At 40.7% G+C, this 21710-nt stretch carries 25 protein-coding genes; 9 read left to right on the forward strand and 16 right to left on the reverse strand.

Annotated elements, in window-relative coordinates:
* Positions 1-34 precede the first annotated feature (34 nt).
* Positions 35-808 (reverse strand): XRE family transcriptional regulator, encoded by a 774-nt coding sequence (locus tag I5M19_RS05880; protein ID WP_200065250.1) that lies wholly within the window; start codon positions 806-808, stop codon positions 35-37.
* 85 nt (positions 809-893) lie between these two features.
* Here I5M19_RS05880 and I5M19_RS05885 point away from each other — a divergent pair, with 85 nt between their 5' ends.
* The gene (locus I5M19_RS05885) at positions 894-1259 is read left to right on the forward strand and encodes a GIY-YIG nuclease family protein (protein ID WP_200065252.1); all 366 of its coding nucleotides are present in this window, start codon (positions 894-896) and stop codon (positions 1257-1259) included.
* Here the strand turns inward: I5M19_RS05885 and msrB are convergent.
* The 9 genes from msrB to I5M19_RS05925 form a co-directional block, all read right to left on the reverse strand.
* Entirely contained in the window at positions 1249-1737 is a 489-nt protein-coding gene (gene msrB / locus I5M19_RS05890; protein WP_200065254.1) for a peptide-methionine (R)-S-oxide reductase MsrB, read from the reverse strand. The genes I5M19_RS05885 and msrB overlap by 11 nt on opposite strands.
* A gap of 156 nt (positions 1738-1893) precedes the next feature.
* Positions 1894-2385 (reverse strand): hypothetical protein, encoded by a 492-nt coding sequence (locus I5M19_RS05895; RefSeq protein WP_200065256.1) that lies wholly within the window; start codon positions 2383-2385, stop codon positions 1894-1896.
* 379 nt (positions 2386-2764) lie between these two features.
* Positions 2765-3373, reverse strand: a complete 609-nt coding sequence (locus tag I5M19_RS05900) for a hypothetical protein (protein WP_200065258.1) — start codon at positions 3371-3373, stop codon at positions 2765-2767.
* Positions 3345-3479: a hypothetical protein gene (locus I5M19_RS18710; RefSeq protein WP_262895488.1), complete on the reverse strand. Its 135-nt coding sequence runs from the start codon at positions 3477-3479 to the stop codon at positions 3345-3347. Before I5M19_RS18710 ends, I5M19_RS05900 begins: the two co-directional genes overlap by 29 nt.
* Positions 3480-3659: 180 nt before the next feature.
* The gene (locus I5M19_RS05905; RefSeq protein WP_200065260.1) at positions 3660-4094 is read right to left on the reverse strand and encodes a hypothetical protein; all 435 of its coding nucleotides are present in this window, start codon (positions 4092-4094) and stop codon (positions 3660-3662) included.
* Between the two features lie 135 nt (positions 4095-4229).
* The gene (locus I5M19_RS05910; protein ID WP_200065262.1) at positions 4230-5486 is read right to left on the reverse strand and encodes a chloride channel protein; all 1257 of its coding nucleotides are present in this window, start codon (positions 5484-5486) and stop codon (positions 4230-4232) included.
* A gap of 69 nt (positions 5487-5555) precedes the next feature.
* On the reverse strand, positions 5556-5786 hold the full coding sequence (locus tag I5M19_RS18590) for a hypothetical protein (protein ID WP_235985773.1): 231 nt from the start codon (positions 5784-5786) through the stop codon (positions 5556-5558).
* Between the two features lie 192 nt (positions 5787-5978).
* Positions 5979-9179: a DPP IV N-terminal domain-containing protein gene (locus I5M19_RS05920; RefSeq protein WP_200065264.1), complete on the reverse strand. Its 3201-nt coding sequence runs from the start codon at positions 9177-9179 to the stop codon at positions 5979-5981.
* Positions 9180-9246: 67 nt separating this feature from the next.
* Entirely contained in the window at positions 9247-11580 is a 2334-nt protein-coding gene (locus I5M19_RS05925) for a penicillin-binding protein 1A (RefSeq protein ID WP_200065266.1), read from the reverse strand.
* A gap of 183 nt (positions 11581-11763) precedes the next feature.
* Here I5M19_RS05925 and I5M19_RS05930 point away from each other — a divergent pair, with 183 nt between their 5' ends.
* The 6 genes from I5M19_RS05930 (at position 11764) to I5M19_RS05955 (ending at position 15931) form a co-directional block, all read left to right on the forward strand.
* Entirely contained in the window at positions 11764-12270 is a 507-nt protein-coding gene (locus I5M19_RS05930) for a GbsR/MarR family transcriptional regulator (protein WP_200065268.1), read from the forward strand.
* A gap of 77 nt (positions 12271-12347) precedes the next feature.
* Positions 12348-12713, forward strand: coding sequence for a hypothetical protein (locus tag I5M19_RS05935; protein ID WP_200065270.1), 366 nt, complete (start codon positions 12348-12350; stop codon positions 12711-12713).
* A gap of 27 nt (positions 12714-12740) precedes the next feature.
* The gene (locus tag I5M19_RS05940; RefSeq protein ID WP_200065272.1) at positions 12741-13562 is read left to right on the forward strand and encodes a thiol-disulfide oxidoreductase DCC family protein; all 822 of its coding nucleotides are present in this window, start codon (positions 12741-12743) and stop codon (positions 13560-13562) included.
* Positions 13563-13567: 5 nt separating this feature from the next.
* Positions 13568-14494, forward strand: a complete 927-nt coding sequence (locus I5M19_RS05945; RefSeq protein ID WP_200065274.1) for a TIGR01777 family oxidoreductase — start codon at positions 13568-13570, stop codon at positions 14492-14494.
* A 26-nt stretch (positions 14495-14520) separates the two neighbouring features.
* On the forward strand, positions 14521-15489 hold the full coding sequence (locus I5M19_RS05950) for a hypothetical protein (protein ID WP_200065276.1): 969 nt from the start codon (positions 14521-14523) through the stop codon (positions 15487-15489).
* A gap of 1 nt (position 15490) precedes the next feature.
* Positions 15491-15931: an SRPBCC family protein gene (locus I5M19_RS05955; RefSeq protein ID WP_214653025.1), complete on the forward strand. Its 441-nt coding sequence runs from the start codon at positions 15491-15493 to the stop codon at positions 15929-15931.
* Between the two features lie 3 nt (positions 15932-15934).
* Here I5M19_RS05955 and I5M19_RS05960 read toward each other — a convergent pair whose 3' ends face one another.
* The 4 genes from I5M19_RS05960 to I5M19_RS18715 form a co-directional block, all read right to left on the reverse strand.
* Positions 15935-16759, reverse strand: a complete 825-nt coding sequence (locus I5M19_RS05960; RefSeq protein ID WP_200065280.1) for an MOSC domain-containing protein — start codon at positions 16757-16759, stop codon at positions 15935-15937.
* 72 nt (positions 16760-16831) lie between these two features.
* Positions 16832-18421, reverse strand: a complete 1590-nt coding sequence (locus tag I5M19_RS05965) for a M20/M25/M40 family metallo-hydrolase (RefSeq protein ID WP_235985774.1) — start codon at positions 18419-18421, stop codon at positions 16832-16834.
* 88 nt (positions 18422-18509) lie between these two features.
* Positions 18510-18833, reverse strand: coding sequence for a hypothetical protein (locus I5M19_RS05970; protein ID WP_200065282.1), 324 nt, complete (start codon positions 18831-18833; stop codon positions 18510-18512).
* Between the two features lie 2 nt (positions 18834-18835).
* Positions 18836-18970 (reverse strand): hypothetical protein, encoded by a 135-nt coding sequence (locus I5M19_RS18715; RefSeq protein ID WP_262895489.1) that lies wholly within the window; start codon positions 18968-18970, stop codon positions 18836-18838.
* A gap of 305 nt (positions 18971-19275) precedes the next feature.
* On the opposite strand from I5M19_RS18715, the gene I5M19_RS05975 reads away from it, so the two are divergent.
* Positions 19276-19470 (forward strand): cold-shock protein, encoded by a 195-nt coding sequence (locus I5M19_RS05975; RefSeq protein WP_200065284.1) that lies wholly within the window; start codon positions 19276-19278, stop codon positions 19468-19470.
* Between the two features lie 86 nt (positions 19471-19556).
* A complete protein-coding gene (locus I5M19_RS05980) occupies positions 19557-19790 on the forward strand; it encodes a hypothetical protein (RefSeq protein ID WP_200065286.1) in 234 nt (77 codons plus the stop codon).
* Positions 19791-19887: 97 nt separating this feature from the next.
* On the opposite strand, the gene I5M19_RS05985 is transcribed toward I5M19_RS05980, so the two are convergent.
* Both I5M19_RS05985 and lepB read right to left on the reverse strand, forming a co-directional pair.
* Positions 19888-20211 (reverse strand): hypothetical protein, encoded by a 324-nt coding sequence (locus I5M19_RS05985; RefSeq protein WP_200065288.1) that lies wholly within the window; start codon positions 20209-20211, stop codon positions 19888-19890.
* Between the two features lie 355 nt (positions 20212-20566).
* Positions 20567-21682 (reverse strand): signal peptidase I, encoded by a 1116-nt coding sequence (lepB, locus tag I5M19_RS05990; protein ID WP_200065290.1) that lies wholly within the window; start codon positions 21680-21682, stop codon positions 20567-20569.
* Positions 21683-21710 lie beyond the last annotated feature (28 nt).

A 21710-nucleotide genomic window follows, 5' to 3' on the forward strand; every position in this document is an offset into this window, starting at 1 on the left:
ATACAGCGTAAAGGTTTAATAGCATCCGTGTAACTTAATTGTTGCTATTTAAATTAGCTATCGACCGCTGCATCTGCGCCATCATGCTGGTAAGGCTTTCCATGGTAGGCTCCGGAGCGGGCATTGGCAAATGGGTAGATATGTAGGCCTTGGCTTTCCATATTTCCAGAACATCCTCAGCATTAACATCATACGGGTCATATGCCGGATTGTCAGATACCAGCTTCAGCTTTTTGTTCTCTTTATATTTATTACCGGCACGTTTGTAAACCACTCCATCATTACGGGAGATAAATACATAAGTTTCGCCCGGTTTAACATCGCCCCAGTTCTCCTGATATTCACCTATTATAATAGTACCTGATTGCAGGGGCAGCATGGAGTCGCCTTTGATCTCGAAAGCACGGTAGGTGCCCTGCTTAAACATGGGGAGGTAAAACTTAGGCAGTTGCGCAACGTACTCAGGATCAGCGTAACCGTTGAGGTAGCCCGCGCTGGCTTTCATGGGTACCAGTTCGATGTTCTCATTATCGTCCTTATCAACCGAGATGCTGAGCACCCTGAGATTAGCCGGATCGCCTTTTGGCTTAGGCGCCCACTTCTCGTTTATGGTTTCGTTTATAAAATCATCAATTGATATCTCAAAAAATGATGCTATATTTTTTAGCAAATCGTATTTAGGTTCTGCGCGTTCCTCTTCATAAGCGCCTACTAAAGAGCGTTTTATGCCTATCTGATCGGCAAATTGCTGTTGTGTTAAACCCTTTTTTTTGCGAAGGAATTTAATATTTGATGAAATTTTTGACATAAAAATTTGGAATTGCTAAAATTATTAGTATTTTTATGCTCATAAAATTAGTAATTATTTTTAACCCGGCAAAATTTTTTATCAAATGAAGAGGTTTGTTTATATTATTACCGACAGGAACAGGAAGAATTTACACGTAGGTATGTGTACCGATCTGCTTAAAACCCTTAAGTTTTACAGCGATATGCCCACCTTGTTTTTTGACAGCGCGCAGCAACTTAACCGTTTGGTTTATTTTGAAGAGATCAACACCGAGGAGCAGGCTATGGAGCGTTTTAAAATGGTGAGCACTTACACCCGGCCCCAAAAAGAAAGAATGATACGCCCGGTTAACCCGGATTGGGTAGACCTTACCCCCGGACTAAACTACGAGAGCGGTGTAAGAGTAAGACCCTCCGCATTTAACGGAAGGCCTTCTATACAACCATTGCGCAGGGCGCTTACTTTTTAATAAATTTTAACGCGCCGGAGTTCATGCAAAATCTTTTGCCGCCTCTTTCGGGAGGGCCATCATCAAATACATGCCCCAGGTGCAGGCCCGTGCTTTTTTCGATCACCTCGTTGCGGGTCATCCCGAAGCTGGTGTCTTTTACAATTTCTATTTTGCCGGCATCTACCGCCTTTACGAAGCTTGGCCAGCCGGTGCCGCTATCAAACTTATCGGCCGAGCTGAATAATACATCGCCCGTGGCGGCGCTAACGTAAACTCCTTTTTGGTGATTATCCCAATAGGCGTTTTTGTAAGGCGTTTCGGTACCGCTTTCTACCATTATATGGTATTCGTTTGGCGTTAGTTCCTTTTTCCACTCCGCGGCGGGTTTGCTTTTTGGTCGCTTGGTGTCCTGCTTTTTGGTTTGCCCGTTAATATTCTGGCAACTGATGATGCCAAACAGGCTTATGATACATATAGCTAAAACTGACTTTTTCATATCGTTATTTACGTAATACCCTAATAACGTGGATTGTCATACTTTGGTCTTGATTTGCGGAGGTTTTGAAATGCCAAAGGTTCACCCTATTTAAAACCGGGTTAAAAACTTCGACTAGTAGGGGTTCTGCACTTTGGCCTGGCTCTGTTGTTAGTGTTATTCTGTTATTAATTTATCTGCTACAATTAAGACCTTATTGCGTTGATTTGTAAATCCTATCAAATAGCCTGACCGAAAGATATGGATTTTTGTAGCAGCGTTCTTTCCATTTATAACTTCCTTTTTATTAAGTAGTTCAGATTGATAAAAATCAGTTTCAGGAATTACAGGAATATCAAAAGTTTTGTTTTTCAAATGAACTTTGTAGAATCTATTTGTATTGTTTAAAATAAAATTGAATGGTGAATCTTTTATGTTAAACTTTGTAACTAATAGATAAGTTGTATCCCTATATTGGCTAACTACCAAGTAAACCCTAACATTGGTGTCTAACTTTTTATATAAGGTAAGATATGAATCGATATGTTCATCTAATTTAAGATTTACCGTTTCTGGGTAATCATAATAAACCTTTGAATTTTGGGCGTCAGCATTCTTTATTAAAAAAGAAACTAACAACAATAAGATAACAATTTTAAGGTTTGCCATATGTATTTAATGCTTCTTTAATATGTTCGGTAATAACAGCTTGAAATTAGAATTCAATTAGTCCCACCCTCACATAAGAATTCAGATATAGCAACATCTTTAAACTTGCTCCCTTTATAAATATCAATTACTTTAAACTGTAATTTATCACCATCTGGCGCGAGTATGCAGCGTGGGATAAAAGTGTTTGGTACCCGTGCCTTTATTAAAGTTACAAATTACAATTGCTCCTGATTGCTGAATTATATTTTGTACTCATTATTGGTTTAAATATATAAAAAGGCTTTATATAAATTTGTCCACTAAGCATGCGGGGCACGAGTACGCCCCGCACCAACGCTGCATACTCGCGCCAGTAGCGGGTTTTGCAACATACACTTTACTCGGGCATTTTCTCGCCTAATGCCTTGCCAATCCTTTTAATAATTTCATATTCCTCGATAGTGGTAGGCTTTACTTCGACTTTGCGAGACGTAACATAAGGCAAGCCATGATTTAGAGAAAACTGTGTACCGGCTTCTACTTTTGGGAAGCTTTGGATTTCGATCTTTGTCTGATCATTAGATATCGAGTCTAAAACGATATGGTACTTTGGAATGTACTTTAATTTTCCCCACCAATTGTAATATAGTTCAGATTCTCCTCCTGAATACCAAGCGAACCAGTTAATAAAGAAATGGTTTAGATTGTCGGATTGCGATATTTTCAGCAAGTCGCTTTCTGAGGAATTATATCCTTGAGTCATATCAAGTCCATGATACCGTTCATCAGAAAACATTCTAACAACCTCCTCTCTTACTTGAATGATTGGGTGCTTGTAAACATAAGACACTAATTTAATGTCTTTTAGCTGTTTTTTATAAACCAAATAACGTGTAGCGTAAATAACTACACAAACAATCAAAATCGCAGTTAAATATATCGTTACTCTTTTCACAAAAGCCTGTATAGGTAGTTCGTTACTTCTTTTTCTTTTCTTCTTCCTCATCTGGCGCGAGTATGCAGCGCGGCATAAAAGTGTTTGGTACCCGTGCCTTTATCAAAGTTACAAAGTACAATTGCTCCTGATTGCTCAATTTATATTTTGTACTCATTATAGGTTTAAATATATAAAAAGGCTTTATATAAATTTGTCCACTAAGCATGCGGGGCACGAGTACGCCCCGCACCTGACCAACGCTGCATACTCGCGCCAGAATGGGCAAGTATGTCGGTCAGCCTAAAGTCTCACGGTATACTTGCGAGAGAGAGGTGCCCAATCCCAGCCTTCCAAACTAATTTAGTAACTCCACAATCTGTATTAACATTAGTTTGCATTTTTTGCGAATAATAAATAATCTATAAATAAAATAAACCAACATTAATGCGATAAACCAATAAAAGTTTGGATTGGAAGTTTTAGCAATATAAATAATCCATAAGATAACGAATATATCGGGTAAATATCCAACGGTGTATTTTAGCTCTAATATGTACCTTTCTGCCTCTTTCAATATTGCTACTGAACCATAATGGCTGAGTAGCACTGCTTCTTGCCTAGGTAAATATCCATTACCACTTTCAAAGATAAACTCATGTGACTGGGCTTTTGTAACGTTATAATCCCAGCTTTCCAAAACTGCCACTATTGTTTCTGAAATTTCAGGAAAGGTATATTGTGAAAGGTCTATTTCCTTTTGAAGTTTAAAAATAATAGCAAATTGTCTCATAAAAATCACTCTCCCTACTGGTCGAAGTTCATAACTTTGCCCTATAATTTATTCAGCTTATAGCTTAACTTTATAAAAAAATAGACTTTTACTAAAATAATGATTCTTTACTGCAAGCAGTATACTTGCCTGGTTTTAGGACGAAGTTCTTTTATAGCTATATACCGTATAGTTGCAAAGGTATTTGGCTATTGATTTTGCAAGTAGCACTCCAACTAAAACGGGTATGAATAATTTAAACCCGCCAACAACGAGGCCGCAGGTAAGAAACAAGGCGGTCATTGGCGCGTGGAGGGCGGCGCTAAGCATGGCGGCCGCACCAATTAAGGCGAAATTTAGAATTATTAAATGGGTGTGAAAGTAAAAATTAAAAAATACAGCGATCAGGATGCCCAACATTGCACCTGAAACCAAACTGGGTGCAAACACACCCCCATCTCCTCCGGCCCCTAAGGTAAATGAGGCGATTAGTGGCTTTAATAATGCTAATATCAGCAATAAGCCTATCAGGCCGGCTGATATGTTTCTGCTGCTATTGACTAACTGCGGAATAGCATGATAACTATCCCCGTATAATTGTGGAAAAAAGAAAATGGATACGCCCACTATTAACGCTCCGGTATTTACCCGCAAAAAATTGTTTTTTATGGCCGCAAATCGGCTTTTAATAAAAATTACGGTTTTTGTGAAATATACGCCAAGCATTGCCGCTAATATGCTCAGCAGTAGCATGTAAGGGATAGCCTCTTTATTCCAGCCATTGATGGCGAAATTGAATAATGGTTGATTGCCAAATTGATACATACACGCCCATGAAGTTATAACGGCAATGCTGCAACTGAAAATTAGCGTCTTGGAAGCTTTACGGGAAATGGCTTCAATAGCAAACAGTAGTCCGGCTATGGGGCTGCCAAATAGGGCAGTTACTCCGGCTGCAACGCCTGCGCATACCAGTTCGGTTTTGTAAGAATTAGCTATTTCATTTTTTTTATAAGCACTTGCGCCTATGGCGGCTGTTGCTACAACTGTAGATACCTCTACACCTGTAGAACCGCCAAAAACAACCGTTAAAAAACCATTGATATAATGGGATGGGATTTTATAAAACGGGAGTTCATTCTTTCGTTTATCTAACGTTTGGAATATTTCCTTAATGCCTTTGTTCTGTTTACCCTTAAAGATATACTTACGTGTAAAATAAATACTGGTAATACCTACTGATGGCAGCACCACAAACAAAAGGCGCATATGCTTAACCTTTTCAAATAAGCCTTCCTGAAAATACGCAGTAAGTGTTTTTAAAGAAATGGCTAATAGGAATGACAGTATCCCGACGATAAGAGAGCCTATAAACAAATTAAAATAACCTTTCAGAATGATTTTTTTTCTCATGGATAAAGATGTGGAAAACGTACAAACTTAAATAAAACAAATACAATGGACTAATAGCTTTACATAAAATCACCGAACCCCATTACAAACCCGGACTGGGTTACCCACAAGCGGGGGGCACTTGCGGGAGCGGGGAGTTAAAAAGGCACAAGTAGCTTTTATGCGCAAAGCCGTACCGACATACTTGCGCCAGCCGGGGGGCGAAGTTGAAAAGCTTGCAAAAAACCTATCGGCAACGGAACCGTCGGCTTGAAAATATTGCCTGAACCCTTCTGCAATATAGTACAATGGGTTCTCCATGCTCTGAGGCCCTGGCTGAGTTTGCATATCATCCGGATCAATTTTTCTATCGGATCATCTTCAGCATAATTATACGGACTCCAACGTCTGCTTTCCTCTGCCAGTGGATCAACGCTCGTCCACCTCGCAATTACAGGGTCATAGAACCTAGCACCGTAATCGTACTACCTAAACAATAAACCTCATCACATTTTACCAACCCGGCGCAAATGTTAACCCAAATACCGGTTTTTTAATATCGGTACGGTTAAACGGAAACGCGTAATAAGGTTCCAGTACAAAGTAGCCGAAAAAGTTAACCCTTAATGATATGCCCGCGCTTAGCGACGGTACCCGGGTATAATTCGGTGTGGTTAGCTGGTTGCCGTTAGCGTCGGTCACCGGGTTGCCGTTGCCGTCTACCACAGGTTTATAGCCTAAAAATTCCGGGTCTTTCTGAAATTTTATCTGGTCGCCCTGGTTCCAGGCCAGCCCCGCGTCAAAAAACAGGTTCAGATCCGAGAACAGGAACTTTGATTTTATAACGGCCAGCTTTTCCGGCCCGGTAAATGGCAGGCGCACCTCAAAGTTAGCCACCGCAATGCGGTTACCCGAAAGTTGGTCTATAGTGAAGTTGTTGGTTGGTGATCGCTGCGCGTTATAAAATGTTTGCGATTCGTACCCGCGTATCAGGAAAGGATAGCCCACATACAGGGGATACAGACCGCTGGCATCGCCGCCGAAGCGCCCGTAGGCATACAGCCTTGCAGCGAAGGTAACAGGCGCGGTACGTACGTATTTACGCAGATCGATAGTTGGGGCGAAGAATTTATAGGTGCCAAAATCATACTCGGCTTCTAAACGGTAACGATAACCATTTAAAGGGGCCGCTATCCCAAAGTAAGAATCGTCGCCAACGAGGGCTGTATTTAAATGGTATATGGTAAAAGGTTTAAGGTCGTAACCCGTTTCATCACGAAACTGCTCGCGCGATACCTTGTGTTTCTTAAAATCAATAGGATTGCCAATATATATCAGCCCGTTATCTATCTGGTAAGGGTAATAGGTGCTGTACCTGTCAACCCGGTAGGAGTAATGTGCCGCTCCGGTACCAAACTCAGCACGCGTAGTGCGTGAAAAAGGGTAGGAGGCGATCAACTGCAGCGCGTCCTCAAAGGTGCGGATAATATCGGTATGCTCCTCATATACCGGTACCTTCTGATCGGAATAGTTAATGGATGTGGTATCAATACCATAAGTTCCGGATTGGTAGGGGATATGCGACAGTCCGATGCCAAAATTCCATCGCCCTTGCTGGTTAATGTAAAGCACCTGCCCGCCAAAGTCATACACTTCGCCGTTTACCGCAAGGCCCGCATATATTTGGTTGCGCCCTAAAATATCACTGAATACACCCTGTATACCGCTGGATAAACCCGTGCCGTATGTGCCTACAGAGGCGCCTACACCATTACTTGCCAGGTAATCCAGTTTAAATTTTGGCTTGTAGGGGATAGAGTGGATAGAATCAACCGGTAATTTTTTATAGGCCAGGTAATTGTTCAGGTTGGAATTGATAAGGTCCACACCAACCGCTTTTGGAGGAGGCAATAAGGCGGCATCGAAATTGGTGGAATCAGCGTTAACAGTAACCGGCTTAAAATCGGAAACCTTGGCGTTATAGATGGTATATTTTTGGGCGCGATAATACGAATAAACCACATCGTTATTATCCGACAGGCTCAGGGCCGGCGAATACTCGGTAATACCGCATATCCCTGTAAACAGATCGGTCATTTGCTCCACTTTCCCGGTGGCTAAGGTGTAACGGTACATATTACGGAACCCGTCGCGGTTAGACAGGAAGTACACCTGTGTACCGTCTGATGAGTATTGCGGATTCAGGTTATTCGCGCCGTTAAATACATCAATGTTTTTTATTTGCCCGGTGGCTATATCCAGTTCGGCCAAATTAAAGGTGATCTCCTGTGATAATGACTTATCGTATGTTGCCCTGTCACTGGAGAAGATGATCTTTTTACCATCCTTAGAGAAGCTTGGCTGATAGTCGGAATATTTATCGTTTGTAAGTTGTTGTACTTTTTTGGTGTCGAAATTATACATATACAGGTCGCCATAACCATTTGACAAACCCTGAAAAGCAATGTTTTTACCATCCGGCGACCACGTAAGGTTACTGAACTGTTCGGCCTTGCCCATTGATACATCATTCAGTATCTTGCCGTCCGGTACGCTTACCACAAGCATACGGTTGCGCCCTTTGTTAAATACACTAAAGGCGAAACGCTTACTATCCGGCGACCAGGCGCCCGCCGATTCTATAAAGTTAAATTCATCAATATGCGTATTGGAGACCTTGCTCGTGAGTTTGGTAATTATCCGCCCCGTTTGCGCGTCGGAGAGGTAGAGATCGATACTGAATAAGCTTTTGGAGGACAGAAAGGCAATGTATTTACCATCCGGACTTGCTGCCGGGGCAACGGTAAGGTCGCCCCCAATTTTACTGTCTATAACCTTTTTACCTACCGGTTTTTGTACTGTATCGGTAAGTAGTGGTTTATAGGTAGACTCTACCGAGTTTTTCCACAGCCGGGAAAGGGTTTTATCATCATAACCAAAAGTACGGCGTATACCATACTCCAGGCCAAAACGCGCCACATTTTTAAAGAAGGGCACTATAATGGTATCGCCATAGGTTGATCCTAAAAACGACCAGAAAGCCTCGCCATATCGGTAAGGGAAATACTTATTGCTTGTAGTAAGATCTTCAACGGTAGGGATATCATGATTCAGATAGGCGTCCCGCATCCACATAGCCGTGTACGCGTCTTTTTTACCTAAGGATAGATATTCCGCCATACCCTCTATCATCCACAACGGTAAGTTGCCTATGTTCTCAAAGTTAGAGGAATCTTTACCCAATAATAAATGGTACTGAAACGCATGCACCAACTCGTGCCCGATAACATGGCGCGTGGTTTGGTTGGTTTCCATTACGGGCATTACCACCCGGTTTTTGAGGCCCTCTGTTATACCACCGGTACCTACGCTGATATCGCCGTCAATAGCGGTTGTTTGCTGGAAATCCGGATGGTTGGCGTATAAAATAATAGGGTTGGGTTTACTAAACGTATCACGGAAAACCTGCTGGTGCAGCGTGTACCATAATTCACTCTCCTGGGCAAAACGTTTGATCATACTATCATTTTTAATGTAATAGTAGATCTCAAAATGAGGCGTTTTAAAAACCTTAAAGTCGAGTTTTTTATAGCGCACTTTGTTTTGACCGAAATATTGCGCCTTAGCCTGCTGATTACAAAGCATGGCTGTAACAATAAACAGGGCAATCAGCGGATATTTTAATAAAGCAGAGGGAGAGTAACGTTTATTCATAAAATAGGTTTTATAGAATAAGTGCTAATTTAGTTAAATGGCTGTTTAAAGCCAATGCTGTTATTTACTATTTATTTACCGGTAACTGTATCTTTATTTGCGGTACCAATCCGCTGGCGGGCACGTTCAGAGCACCTGTTGAATCAACCTGTATGCCTGTACTGTCATTTTCAGTAGTGTCGCGTTCAATAATTCGAGGCGATGGGCAATCATATTGCTTGGTGATTTTTACCCATGGCTTAGGGAAAGGCCCCCATGTATAACCTGTTTTAGGGTCGGCGTAAACTTTTTCCATAAAGCGGGCAAATATCGGCAGGGCGGTATGTGATCCCTCGCCACTTTCGGATGTAGTGAAATGCACACTGCGGTCATCATCACCTACCCAAACACCGGTTACCAGGTCCTTGGTGATACCCATATACCAGCCGTCCACATAGTCGGATGAGGTACCTGTTTTACCGCCTATCTGATTGTTTTTCTTCCACAGGCCGGGATATTCCCATAGTGCCTGCGAGGTTCCTCCCGGTTCTTCCATTCCCCCTCTGAACATGTAAAGCATCAGCCAAGCGGTTTCCTCGCTCAACACCTTTTCGGTTTTAAGCGTAAATTCCTGTAAAACATTTCCTTTTTGATCGGTGATCTTTGTTACCAGCAGCGGATCAACCTTTTCGCCTTTGTTTAAAAAAGTGCTGTATGCACGTACCATCTCATACACCGAAACATCGTTAGATCCCAATGATACCGACGGAACCGCTTTAAGCGGACTCTCGATACCTAATTTATGAGCGTACTGCACCACTTTATCCCAGCCTACGGCTTCGGTAAGTTGCGCGGTAATGGAATTTACAGATTTTCCCATAGCCCAGCGTAACGACATATCGCGGTAACTGAACCTGAAGTCGGCATTATTGGGCTGCCAAACTTCATCTTTGCCATTGTCTTTATATTTTATGGTTACAGGTTTGTCGGTAAACTTATCACACGGAGTGTAACCATTATCCAGCGCTGTTACGTAAGCGAATGGTTTAAAAGTAGAACCTGCCTGCCGTTTGGCCTGGTTTACGTGATCGTAATTAAAATATTTATGATCAATACCACCTACCCAAACTTTTATTTTACCGGTTGATGGCTCCATGGTCATCATTCCGGTGTTTAATATGCGGGTGTAGTATTTTATGGAGTCGGCACTGGAAAAGGTAGTATCCTTATCGCCATTCCAGGTAAATACCGTCATCTTTTTCTTTTTATTGAAATATTTGTTGATCTCGGTAGTATCGCCGTTATATTTCTTCTTCAATAATTTGTAGATAGGCAGACGTTGTTCTGCCTTAAGTAAAAAGTCCTTTATCTCGTTGCCTTTTGAGTCGCGCCAGGGGTTCCGGTCGCCCCAGATATTATTAAAGCGCTTTTGCAGCATCTTCATTTTTTCATCAACTGCCTCCTCAGCGTATTGCTGCATGCGGGAATCAATAGTAGTGTATATTTTCAATCCGTCTTCGTACAGATCATAGTCATTTTCTTCGCACCATTTATCCAGCCATTTTTCTACAGCACGTCTTATGTAAGAATCGCCGTGTCCACTGTTATCCACATAGCTCAGGTTAAGTCCAACAGGTTTTTTACTGCTGCTATCATACCCTGCCTTAGTGATATATCCATATTTTTGCATCTGACTTAAAACGATGTTGCGTCGTTCTACCGCCCGTTCCGGGTAATTAATAGGATTATAGGTTGATGTAGCTTTCAGCATACCAATAAGTGTGGCTGCTTCAGCAGGCGTTACTGCATCAGGAGTTTTGTCAAAATATTTTAGCGTGGCTGTTTTTATACCGAAGGAGTTATTTCCAAAAGGTACGGTATTCAAATACAGGGTAAGTATTTGATGCTTGTTATAAACATGTTCAATTTTAAAAGCGGTGAGCCACTCTTTACACTTGTAAACAACTGTACGCAATAACGGGACATGACTTATCAAGCCTTCTGATTTGCGCTTGCGTGTTTTAAATAAGTTTTTGGCAAGTTGTTGTGTAATGGTGCTTGCTCCGCGTTTATCGCCTTGCGCTGTGGAAATTACACTGGTAAAAAAAGAATAAAAATCTACCCCGTGATGGCTGTAAAAGCGTACATCTTCTGTTGCTACAAGGGCATTTATAATATTAGGTGAGATGCTTTTAAAATCGACAGGGGAGCGGTTCTCCCGGTAAAAACGACCGATGAGTTTGCCATCAGCTGTGTAAACCTCTGATGAAGTGGATAAATTCGGCGTTTTAATATCCTCCATATCCGGAGAATAACCGAACAACCAAAGAAAGTTTAATTCAATGGCGCAAAAAAAGATGATAACAAAATATATAAAGATGGTAAAATATCTTAAGTATTGGTTTCTTATCCTTCGGAACATTGGGTAAAGATGTAAAATTATGCGCCTAAATCATAACCGCTTTAACAAAATTTAACAACGTAAATTATTTAAGTAAATTTTATGTTAAGAGCTATTAAAGTAATTAATTCATGATCTAAAATAATAAAAAATAAACTTTCAATAATTTTTGAAAGTTTAATAAATAAATTATACATTTGCTTTATGGAATTAGCGGAGGCAAAACTAAAGTTTATTGAGGCATGGGGCAAACTTGGATCGGAGTGGGGGATTAACCGCACTATGGCGCAGGTACACGCTTTGCTGCTGATAACCCCCGACGCTTTAACTACTGAAGAGATAATGGAGGCACTCAGCATATCAAGAGGAAACGCTAATATGACCTTGCGCGATCTGATAGGGTGGGGATTAGTAGAAAAGCAACATCGTGCAGGCGAACGTAAGGAATATTTTTTTGCAGAGAAGGATACCTGGATGATAGCCCGCCAGGTAGCTCAGGAACGTAAAAAAAGGGAACTCGACCCGGTAGTGAAAATATTGAATGAGCTATCGGAAGTTAAGGGAGACGACAAAGACCCGGAATACAAAACGTTTAAAAAATCGGTTACCGAAATAAATAAGCTGGCTAAAAATGTGAACCGTACACTGGAAACCATGCTGAAAACCGAAGAAAATTGGTTTTGGGGATCTATTTTTAAAATATTTAAATAGCTATATTTTTTTAATTAAAACTTTCATAATTTACTGAAAATTCAATATATATAATATTAACTTAAATCAATAACATCATGAACTATTTTATTTTAACCTACGCCGTTTACCTTTTAGTTAGCATACTATTAACTATTTGGGTAGCCAGAGTTTTATTTAACAATGGCCGTATTTTTTTGGTAGATATTTTTAGCGGAAATACCCCGCTGGCCGACAGCGTGAACAAGCTGCTTGTTGTGGGCTTTTACCTGATCAATATTGGTTACATGAGTTTGGCGCTAAAGGAAACCGGAGGGATAGGGAGCATTCAAGCGGTAATTGAGGTGTTGAGTCATAAACTGGGTTTAATAATACTCATATTGGGAGGCATGCACTTTTTAAATCTCACCATATTCTTTAAGCTGAGAAATAGGACACAAAAGAGCAAGGCTGCTAATCACTAACTATAATTATATTAATCCAAATATGCCATGAAAACGCTGCACAACCATATTATTCTATACGATGCCGATTGCCCTATGTGCAAATTATATACTAATTCTCTTGTAAACAGGGGTATGCTCAATCAGGATGGAAGAGCCGCTTACCAAAATATACCGCATGCTGCCTGCCCCTTAGTGGATTGGCAACGCGCTGCAAATGAAATAGCTTTGGTAAACACGCAAACAGGAGAGGTGAGTTATGGAATAGAGAGTTTATTTAAAGTGATAGGGTATAATTATACATGGTTAAAACCCATGTTTAATTGCGTGCCTTTTTTATGGTTGGCGAAAAAATTATATGCTTTTGTTTCTTACAACAGAAGGGTAATTATTCCCGCTTCAAAGGCTGACGAGTACGCTGTTCAACCCACTTTTAGGTTAAGTTACCGTTTGGCATATCTGGTATTTACTTGGCTATTGGCAGGTGGAATACTCACTATGTATGCTAAATTATTAACAGGGTTAGTGCCTTTAGGTGATCACTTTCGGGAATATTATATATGCGGTGGGCAAATCCTTTTTCAGACGATAATTATTAACTGGTATGCTCCGCAAAAGCGATGGGAGTATCTCGGCAATATGATGACGATATCTTTTGGCGGTGCTTTGCTTTTATTACCTGCATTACTTATGGCTCAAATATTCCATTTTTCTGCTATTGCCGCAACATTTTGTTTCCTGGGTGTGGCGGGTTTAATGTTTCTGGAGCATATTCGTCGCACAAAAATATTACATTTAGGCTGGCTGTTAACACTTAGCTGGACAGTTTACCGCCTGCTGGTACTTTTACTGATCTATATCTTAAATTAACGGATATGAAATATAAAAAGATTGTATTGGCCGGCGGCAATGGCTATCTGGGAACGGTATTGGCTGCATATTACAAAGATCTGGCTGATGAGGTGATCATATTAAGCAGAAAGGCAAATCCTGCTACAGCGAATGTCAAAACCGTGGTATGGGATGGTCAAACGGAAGGGGAGTGGATTAGCGCTCTAAACGGCGCTGATATGCTTATCAACCTTTGCGGAAAAAATGTTAACTGCAGATACACACCGGAAAACCGGCAACAGATCATCAGTTCAAGAGTTGTGCCCACTGCTTTGTTGGGCGATGCAATAAACAAGATAAGTGATCCACCTGAATTGTGGATCAACGTTACCTCAGCTACCATTTACCGCCACGCGGAAGATCATGCGCAGGACGAAGCTACCGGGGAAACTGGTAACGGGTTTTCCATAGAAGTTTGCAAGAAATGGGAACAGGCATTTTTTGATGTCGATACACCTGCTACCCGTCAGGTTGCCTTACGGATGGGAATAGTTCTGGGTCGTAATGATGGGGTTTTTCCTCGGTTGCTTAATTTGGTTAAGTTGGGTATGGGCGGCATGCAGGGCGATGGCGAACAATATGTGGCCTGGATACATGAATTGGATGCAGCGCAGATTACCGAATACATTTACAGACATCGGGAGCTAAATGGTGTAATTAATTGTACGAGCCCAAATGCTGTGAAAAATAAGGAGCTGATGGGTATCATCCGCAAAGCTTACGGTGTACCTTTTGGCTTGCCCGCCCCGCAATGGTTATTGGAAATTGGCGCCCGCCTTATCGTTACAGAAACCGAACTGATTCTGAAAAGCAGATGGGTAGCTCCTAAACGGTTACTGGAGGCTGGTTATCAATTCAGGTTTCCGTTGACACAACATGCCATTCACGATATTTTAAGTACAAGAGTTTAATAACCTATCCTTTCAAATGATAATCTATGATCAAGTATAAAAAATGGCTGTTAATAATCGGTTTACCACTGCTATTCGCTTTTGTAATGCGTTTTGTATTTGGTGTAGACCGTATATCGGAATTGTATGTGGTAATGTCCATCAGTTTTTTGCTTTTGGTGCCCTTTGGTATAGGCGCCTTAACTATCTATGTATCGGATATTGAAAAGGTCAGGAAAATAAGTTACCGAGTATTTGTACCCTGGCTTCCTATCCTTGCTTTTTTTCTGCTTACTTTAACTTTTGCAATAGAAGGATGGGCGTGCTGGTTGATGATCATGCCTGTGTTTTTGGCATCTGCATCATTAGGAGGATTAACTGCCGGATATTTTAAACTCAAAAAGAAAAAAGGTGAAAGAACCTACATCTCCTTAGTGGTATTGCTCCCTTTTATCATGTCGCCAATAGAGCAATTGGTTGGCAGTATTCCGGGAAAATACGAGGCTTATACTTTTATTGATATTAAAGCCGATAAGGCGAAGATATGGCGAAACGTTACAAGGGTACGAGCCATAAAACAAGATGAAGATAAGGGCTGGCTAACCCGTACGCTGGGTTTTCCGCGGCCTGTGCGTGCCGAACTGAATTATAACGGTGTGGGCGCTTACCGTAAAGCCATTTTTGATAAGGGGTTGGTTTTTCATGAGCAGGTATTATATTATGATGATATGCGCCGTATGGTTTTTTCCATCAAAGCAAATCCCTATGAAATACCCTCAACTACTATGGATAAACATGTGGTAATAGGGGGCGATTATTTTGATGTACTTAACGGAACTTATGTATTGCAGAAACTAAATAACACCACCTTTCGCCTGCATTTGTACAGCCATTTCAAACTGACAACTACCTTTAATTTTTATGCATCGTGGTGGGCAGGGTGGATAATGAAAGATATTCAGAACAATATTTTACAAGTAATAAAAGAAAGGGCCGAAAGCAGTGGCGATAATTAAGTTGCAAACACATATAAACGCGCCATTAGAGGTGTGCTTTGATGCTTCAAGAAACATTGATCTGCATGTAAACTCTATGGAGCATAGCCGTGAAAAAGCGGTTGGTGGGGTTACTTCCGGACTGATAAATTTAAACGATTGGGTTACCTGGGAAGCAAACCATTTTGGATTAAAAATGAAGATGACAGTTAAAATAACTGAAATGAAATTTCCGGATTATTTTGTGGACGAAATGATAAAAGGCCCCTTTAAACTAATGCGGCATTCTCACTTTTTTAAAAGCGATGGTGATAGAACAATAATGAGCGATGAATTTATTTTTAAGTCTCCTTTTGGATTATTGGGTAAGCTTGTAGATGAATTATTTTTAAAGATGTATATGGAACGGTTACTTACAAAACGGAATATATTTCTTAAAACAATGGCAGAGAATAGTCTTTAAATATTAAATAAAAAACCGAGCTTCCTGATGGGTTTCTAAAATATGGATCTCATCGCCAATTTTAATAGTGCCGTTACCGCTGCTGATAAGATTTTGGCCAAAATATATCTTATTATTTTTTTGCCGGTAGGTGGCTAACGTTTTGGTTGGTTCTTTTCCTTTTTTGCGGGTTGCCTGATCAATGGTGATCATTACACACCGCGCGCAAAGTTTTACCCCATACAAATCAGTTCCTGTAATACGGATATGTTTCATACTGTCCTCCAAAAATGCTTCGCCTCCTGTGAATACCATATTGGGCCGAAACCTGTTCATTCGAACGGGGGCATCTAATTTGCTATTGAGGTCGTCCAACGAGGCTTGCCCGATGATCAGCATAGGGTAGGCATCAGCAAAAGAAGTGATATTTCCGGGTTCGGTATATTTTTGATCGGTAGGGCGTTCAGTTTCATCCGGCATATACACTAATGAACAAATTATGTTGAGTTTCTCCCGAAACCATTCATCAGCCTCATCACTTACCAATTGCGCCGTACATACATCATCCCAAATACTCACCTGTAGCTGCGTTTGTTTTACAGGTTTAAACGGAATTAAAATGGATGCCCCATTAGCCTTATATGTTACTTTTAATCCGTTTACTGTTAACTCTTGTGTAAACAGGGCCAACTGCGGATGTTCGCGCTGCGATAGAAAACGATTATTGGCATCAACCAGCATCCAGCGGCGGTCATGCTCCAATCCCCGATCGGTAACCTTAGCTTCAGTAAGGGCAATGCCGCCTAATGATTTTATGGGGTAAATATATAATCCGCTTATACGTAACATCAACAAGTATATAGGGAAGTATCAAATAAAAACACGGCATTTAATTCCGTGCTTTTATCAGTATCTATCTTATTAATCTAACCCACCATGACGGTTCGGTTTCCTCTGCTCAGGCCATTTCATAGGCTCACCCGTACGGCTGTCTGTAGGCAATACGCTCTTCTCTCGTGATGCTTTAGCAGGATCCTCGCAGGCCATGTAAACTAAAATAGCGGTCAGGATGGCATTGTTGCGCACATCATCAAAAACCACTTTGTCGTAAGTGTCACGGTTGGTATGCCATGTATAATTGCCATAAGCCCAGCTGGTTGAACTTAACGAAAACCCAGGTGCCCCTGCTGCAACAAATGAGGCGAAATCTGAACCGCCACCACCCGGGGTTCCCGGAAAATTAGTTTTGATCTGTTCGCGAATATTATCAGGAACCTGTGATAACCAGCGGCCCAGGTAGTCATGAGCATTTAAAAACCCTTGCCCCGAAATATTTACTACACGTCCGGTGCCGTTATCCTGGTTAAATAAAGCTTGCAGGTTGGCTACAATTTCCGGATGATCCTCCACAAAGGCGCGTGAACCGTTCAGTCCTTCTTCTTCACTACCCCAATGGCCCACTAAAATGGTACGCTTGGGGTTCGGGTAAACTTTTTTAAGTATTCGCATAGCCTCCATCATGGTAAGTGTACCTGTGCCATTATCCGTGGCGCCCGTTCCGCCATCCCAGGAATCGAAATGTGCGGACAGCATTACATATTCATCAGGTTTTTCGGTGCCCTTTATTTCGCCTATGATATTAAAAGTAGGAACCACTCCCAACTCTTTTGATTCGGTTTGCATAGTGATACGCGGTTTATCGCCCGATTCTGCCAAACGGAAAAGCATGCCATAATCCTCCAACGCAATATCAACAGTAGGCACCTTTTTAGTATAGGCCGCAAAAATTTTATCCACCCCAAAACCTGCCGACCAGTAATTAGTAAGTATGCCCGCGGCTCCTGCATTTTCAAGAGCGACAGGTAAGGTGCGGGTAGTGTAACCCGTATTGCTGATGCGTTTGCGCCACGCTTCGGTTTGGGCAGAACGGGCTTGCTTCATTTTATCGAATGATTCCGTGGTGGCGTATTCTTTCCAGTTATCATCCGGCCGGCCGGTAGGCTGATCCATTGATATCATTACGAATTTCCCCTTCACGGCAGGCAGCCATTTTTGAAAAGCTACAGAATCGGCCAGGTCGGGTAATACAATTACCTCAGCGGTGACCGGTTTTTTCATGGATGGGCTCCATGCCAGTTGCGTGCCCTCTAATGATTTTACACGGGGATACACCATATCAATATGCGAGATGCCGCGTTCCCAACCACGCCATTCGCCCCATTTTTCATAGCGGGCATCAATGCCCCAGTTTTTATATTTGGCTAATGCCCACTTACCTGCCTGCTCCATTTGTGGTGTACCCACCAGGCGGGGGCCAATACCATCAAACAACTCATGAGCCAGTGTTTCCAGATGTGAGTTATCGGTTTCTTCTTTTATAATATTCTCAATAACCGGATCTTTACTTTGCGCAAAGCTCCGGGTGTTATTCAAACAAAATGCGGCCAGCATAAGCAGACCAAACGTTTTTTTTATACCGAATGACGGGAATAGGGTTGGGTAGGTTTTCATAAAACGAATATAATAAATTGACATCTTTCCTGAGGTAACTGACCTCATTTTTATTATACAAACATTTTATGAAAACATACGGCAAGTATTATCCCCGGGGGCGCTTTAAATTATAAGCAACCAAAAAATTCAGATCTTCTTCTTCTATGTTTTTTGTTTGGAATTGTCTTTCATCCTTACTGAATGTTTGATTAAGCCGCGATTTAATGGTGTGAAACACCTGTAATAATATTTCCGGCATTATTTTCACTGCAATTGTTGGATAATAATTTTTTTGAATACTTGATCTTCCGGAATCACTGACCATGCTAAACTCCCAGCTATCATCCTGTTTAAAACCATGTTCTTTGGCGGCATTCATCAAATCGTACAAATACATACGGCTTTGTAGCTCTACTTGTTGGTTGTCCATGATTATTTTGATTTTTTAGCAGGCGACAGATCTGTAGATGCTGATGTTTTACCTGATTGATAAGAAGAAATTTGTTTGTTAACATTAAGGCTTGGGGCTTTCTTTTTGTCCTTAACCATTTTTTTGTCTTTACTCATGATGTTTGTTTTTTAAAAGGAATGTTAATTAACAGGTACAATACTTTAACCTTGGAATTGCCATAAGAAAATAACGACTGGCGGTTTTTTTGTATAAGACGGGTAATTGCTTAAAGGTACTGTTTCTTTATTGGATTAATACTAATGTTTCGGTTTTATATTATATCGAAATTATCCATTAGTAAAAAAATATAATGTAATGGTAAAAGTAGTTTATCCTGAATGTAAAATTTAGTTAATATACTTTATTTAAAGTGAAATGCTATATATTTTAGTTATATTGCCACCTAACCAAATATTTGGGAATGCAAAAAAAAGGAACAGTAAAATTTTTCAATGCCACAAAAGGCTTTGGATTTGTTTCACAAAGTGAAAACAGAAACGACGTTTTTGTACACTCAACTGGCCTTATTGACGAAATACGTCAAAACGATAATGTACTGTTCGATGTGGAAGAGGGCAAAAAAGGTCTTACCGCAGTAAACGTAAAAGTAATTTAATCATTATAAATTATTTAAAAGCACCTGCCCTAAAAAAGGGTAGGTGCTTTTTTATTATTGAATTTTAAACTTAATACATATAAAATATGGCAAAATCGCAAGCAACCTTCATGAAAAAACAGTTAGAGAAAAAACGTTTAAAAAAGAAAGAAGAAAAGTTACTGCGCAAACAAGAAAGAAGAGAGAACTCAACGGCAACAGGCGATAATTTACAAAGTATGATTGCTTATGTTAATGAATACGGAGAGATTGTTTCTGAAAAACCGGAAGAAAAACCTGTAAAAGACGCTGAAAAAGAAGCAAAAGAAACAGGTTCATAAATAATTATACCAATGTGCTCTCATTGGTAATTGCCCGGGTTTTGATATTCCATATCACCCCGGTATTTAAATCATATCGTATACCCCTTTTTTATTCTTATTGTACGTATGCCGTTCCCGGCCGATATAAAGCTGAAATAAACAAACGGTTAATAAATGATCTTAATTGCTCAAGTAACCCTTGCGGCTTTAAAGGTAGTTTGCTTAAATCAGTTTGATCCGCTGCTGGCGGTTCAGCAGGATGATCATACTGATGCATTTCTTCCAGTATACTTTCCCTTATAGAAGGTACACGATTTACAATGTCATCTAACTCAGTAAGATCGTTAAAAGTGGCCTGTCCATTCCTTTGTTTTTTTATAAGAATATCAAACCGGTCCTGCAAAAAAGTCCGCCTTTCAATTGGTTTATGATCTTTCATCATCTACAGTATTATAAATACGTTTTCCTCAAAACAGGTGCCATCATTTTAACTGATTGATTTATAGGTTTTTAAAATTGTTCATTGGCTTTTTATTGTGCATTAGTGATACAGGTAACTGTACGGTATCGGGCAATAAAAGGGGGGCATCAGCTATAGGTGTATCAATCAGGTATAAAGCTCAGGTTTTACCGTCCTGCGCGTCAGTAACAAAACTTAACATTTACATTACCGGCCAAAATCAGCGTATCAAATACAAAACGGTAAAAGCTGATGGCGGAAAATTAACTTAATTACCTGCCATCAGCTATGTAACTTTAAATGAGTGAATAGTCAGAAATGAGCAATCGATTACCTACTCCTGCTTAACGTTTTCTATAGGTTTAAGGATACGATTCCACCTTACTTTATTAAAGAAATTCCGGGTGCTGTCTATACTTAGCCAGGTTATCATGGCCTTGCCTACAATATGATCCTCCGGTACAAACCCCCAAAAGCGTGAATCTTCTGAGTTATGGCGATTGTCGCCCATCATCCAATAGTAATCCATTTTAAAGGTATAAGTAGCAGCTTTTTTACCGTTAACATAAATGCTGTTTCCATTACCACTAACCTCATTGTGCTCATAAGCTTCCATAGCATGGCGGTATAAAGTAAGTGTAGAATCATTAAGCGGAATAGTTAACCCTTTTTTGGGAACAAGCAGCGGGCCAAAATTATCCTCGTTCCATTTAAAACGATCGTTATGCGGAAAAACAGCTGAATCATAATATCCTTTGGGCTCAATAACCGGATTAACAGCTTTAATATTTGAATAGCCTTTAAATTCCACTAAGCTTACCGGCGGAATTATCATCTCATAGGTGTCGGGTGTGAGTTGTTGTCTTACCTCAATATGCAGGTTGTGCAGCATTTCAGGGTTCAGGTCCTGTCCGTCGGTTTGCACCACATAGGATGTTTGCGCTTCAGCAGAATTTTTAAACGGGCGACCATTAACATACACCCTTGAATCTTTTATAGTAACTATATCACCGGGTGTACCAATACAACGTTTAATATAATGCTCCCGCATGTCTACAGGTTGCGGAACCGATCCGGCCGGATAATTGAACACAACCGCGTCTCCACTTTTTACTTTACCTAAACCGGATAATCTGAAATATGGTAGTTGAATGCCGTCCCAATAGGTCTTTATTTTCATGCCGGTTACGGTTGATTCTAAAAACGGAATGGAAACAGGGGTCATGGGCATACGTGCACCGTATGATATTTTACTTACGAATAAATAATCGCCTGTTAACAAACTGCCTTCCATTGATGCGGAAGGAATGGCGTAAGCCGAAAAAAGCAATCCCCGAATAATAGTGGAAACTACTACGGCAAATAAAATAGCATCAACCCATTCACGTACTTTACTTTTTTTTGGCTTGTCAACTACAGGTTTCTTCCGGGATAAAAAGTTCCATTTCATAGCTTATTCGGTTTAAATTTAACTATCG

The organism is Mucilaginibacter segetis (assembly GCF_016522075.1).
GTDB lineage: Bacteria > Bacteroidota > Bacteroidia > Sphingobacteriales > Sphingobacteriaceae > Mucilaginibacter > Mucilaginibacter segetis.

Excerpts from the sequence above, each read along its gene's own strand:
- I5M19_RS05950 (WP_200065276.1), top strand. The coding sequence starts at position 14,521 with ATGATCAAGTATAAAAAATGGCTGTTAATAATCGGTTTACCACTGCTA.
- I5M19_RS05935 (WP_200065270.1), top strand. The coding sequence starts at position 12,348 with ATGAACTATTTTATTTTAACCTACGCCGTTTACCTTTTAGTTAGCATA.
- I5M19_RS05885 (WP_200065252.1), top strand. The coding sequence starts at position 894 with ATGAAGAGGTTTGTTTATATTATTACCGACAGGAACAGGAAGAATTTA.
- I5M19_RS05980 (WP_200065286.1), top strand. The coding sequence starts at position 19,557 with ATGGCAAAATCGCAAGCAACCTTCATGAAAAAACAGTTAGAGAAAAAA.
- I5M19_RS05895 (WP_200065256.1), bottom strand. The coding sequence starts at position 2,385 with ATGGCAAACCTTAAAATTGTTATCTTATTGTTGTTAGTTTCTTTTTTA.
- I5M19_RS05905 (WP_200065260.1), bottom strand. The coding sequence starts at position 4,094 with ATGAGACAATTTGCTATTATTTTTAAACTTCAAAAGGAAATAGACCTT.
- I5M19_RS05900 (WP_200065258.1), bottom strand. The coding sequence starts at position 3,373 with ATGAGGAAGAAGAAAAGAAAAAGAAGTAACGAACTACCTATACAGGCT.
- I5M19_RS05910 (WP_200065262.1), bottom strand. The coding sequence starts at position 5,486 with ATGAGAAAAAAAATCATTCTGAAAGGTTATTTTAATTTGTTTATAGGC.
- I5M19_RS05880 (WP_200065250.1), bottom strand. The coding sequence starts at position 808 with ATGTCAAAAATTTCATCAAATATTAAATTCCTTCGCAAAAAAAAGGGT.
- lepB (WP_200065290.1), bottom strand. The coding sequence starts at position 21,682 with ATGAAATGGAACTTTTTATCCCGGAAGAAACCTGTAGTTGACAAGCCA.
- I5M19_RS05985 (WP_200065288.1), bottom strand. The coding sequence starts at position 20,211 with ATGAAAGATCATAAACCAATTGAAAGGCGGACTTTTTTGCAGGACCGG.
- msrB (WP_200065254.1), bottom strand. The coding sequence starts at position 1,737 with ATGAAAAAGTCAGTTTTAGCTATATGTATCATAAGCCTGTTTGGCATC.
- I5M19_RS18590 (WP_235985773.1), bottom strand. The coding sequence starts at position 5,786 with ATGGAGAACCCATTGTACTATATTGCAGAAGGGTTCAGGCAATATTTT.
- I5M19_RS18715 (WP_262895489.1), bottom strand. The coding sequence starts at position 18,970 with ATGAGTAAAGACAAAAAAATGGTTAAGGACAAAAAGAAAGCCCCAAGC.
- I5M19_RS18710 (WP_262895488.1), bottom strand. The coding sequence starts at position 3,479 with ATGAGTACAAAATATAAATTGAGCAATCAGGAGCAATTGTACTTTGTA.
- I5M19_RS05920 (WP_200065264.1), bottom strand. The coding sequence starts at position 9,179 with ATGAATAAACGTTACTCTCCCTCTGCTTTATTAAAATATCCGCTGATT.
- I5M19_RS05930 (WP_200065268.1), top strand. The coding sequence starts at position 11,764 with ATGGAATTAGCGGAGGCAAAACTAAAGTTTATTGAGGCATGGGGCAAA.
- I5M19_RS05975 (WP_200065284.1), top strand. The coding sequence starts at position 19,276 with ATGCAAAAAAAAGGAACAGTAAAATTTTTCAATGCCACAAAAGGCTTT.
- I5M19_RS05945 (WP_200065274.1), top strand. The coding sequence starts at position 13,568 with ATGAAATATAAAAAGATTGTATTGGCCGGCGGCAATGGCTATCTGGGA.
- I5M19_RS05960 (WP_200065280.1), bottom strand. The coding sequence starts at position 16,759 with ATGTTACGTATAAGCGGATTATATATTTACCCCATAAAATCATTAGGC.
- I5M19_RS05925 (WP_200065266.1), bottom strand. The coding sequence starts at position 11,580 with ATGTTCCGAAGGATAAGAAACCAATACTTAAGATATTTTACCATCTTT.
- I5M19_RS05940 (WP_200065272.1), top strand. The coding sequence starts at position 12,741 with ATGAAAACGCTGCACAACCATATTATTCTATACGATGCCGATTGCCCT.
- I5M19_RS05965 (WP_235985774.1), bottom strand. The coding sequence starts at position 18,421 with ATGAAAACCTACCCAACCCTATTCCCGTCATTCGGTATAAAAAAAACG.
- I5M19_RS05970 (WP_200065282.1), bottom strand. The coding sequence starts at position 18,833 with ATGGACAACCAACAAGTAGAGCTACAAAGCCGTATGTATTTGTACGAT.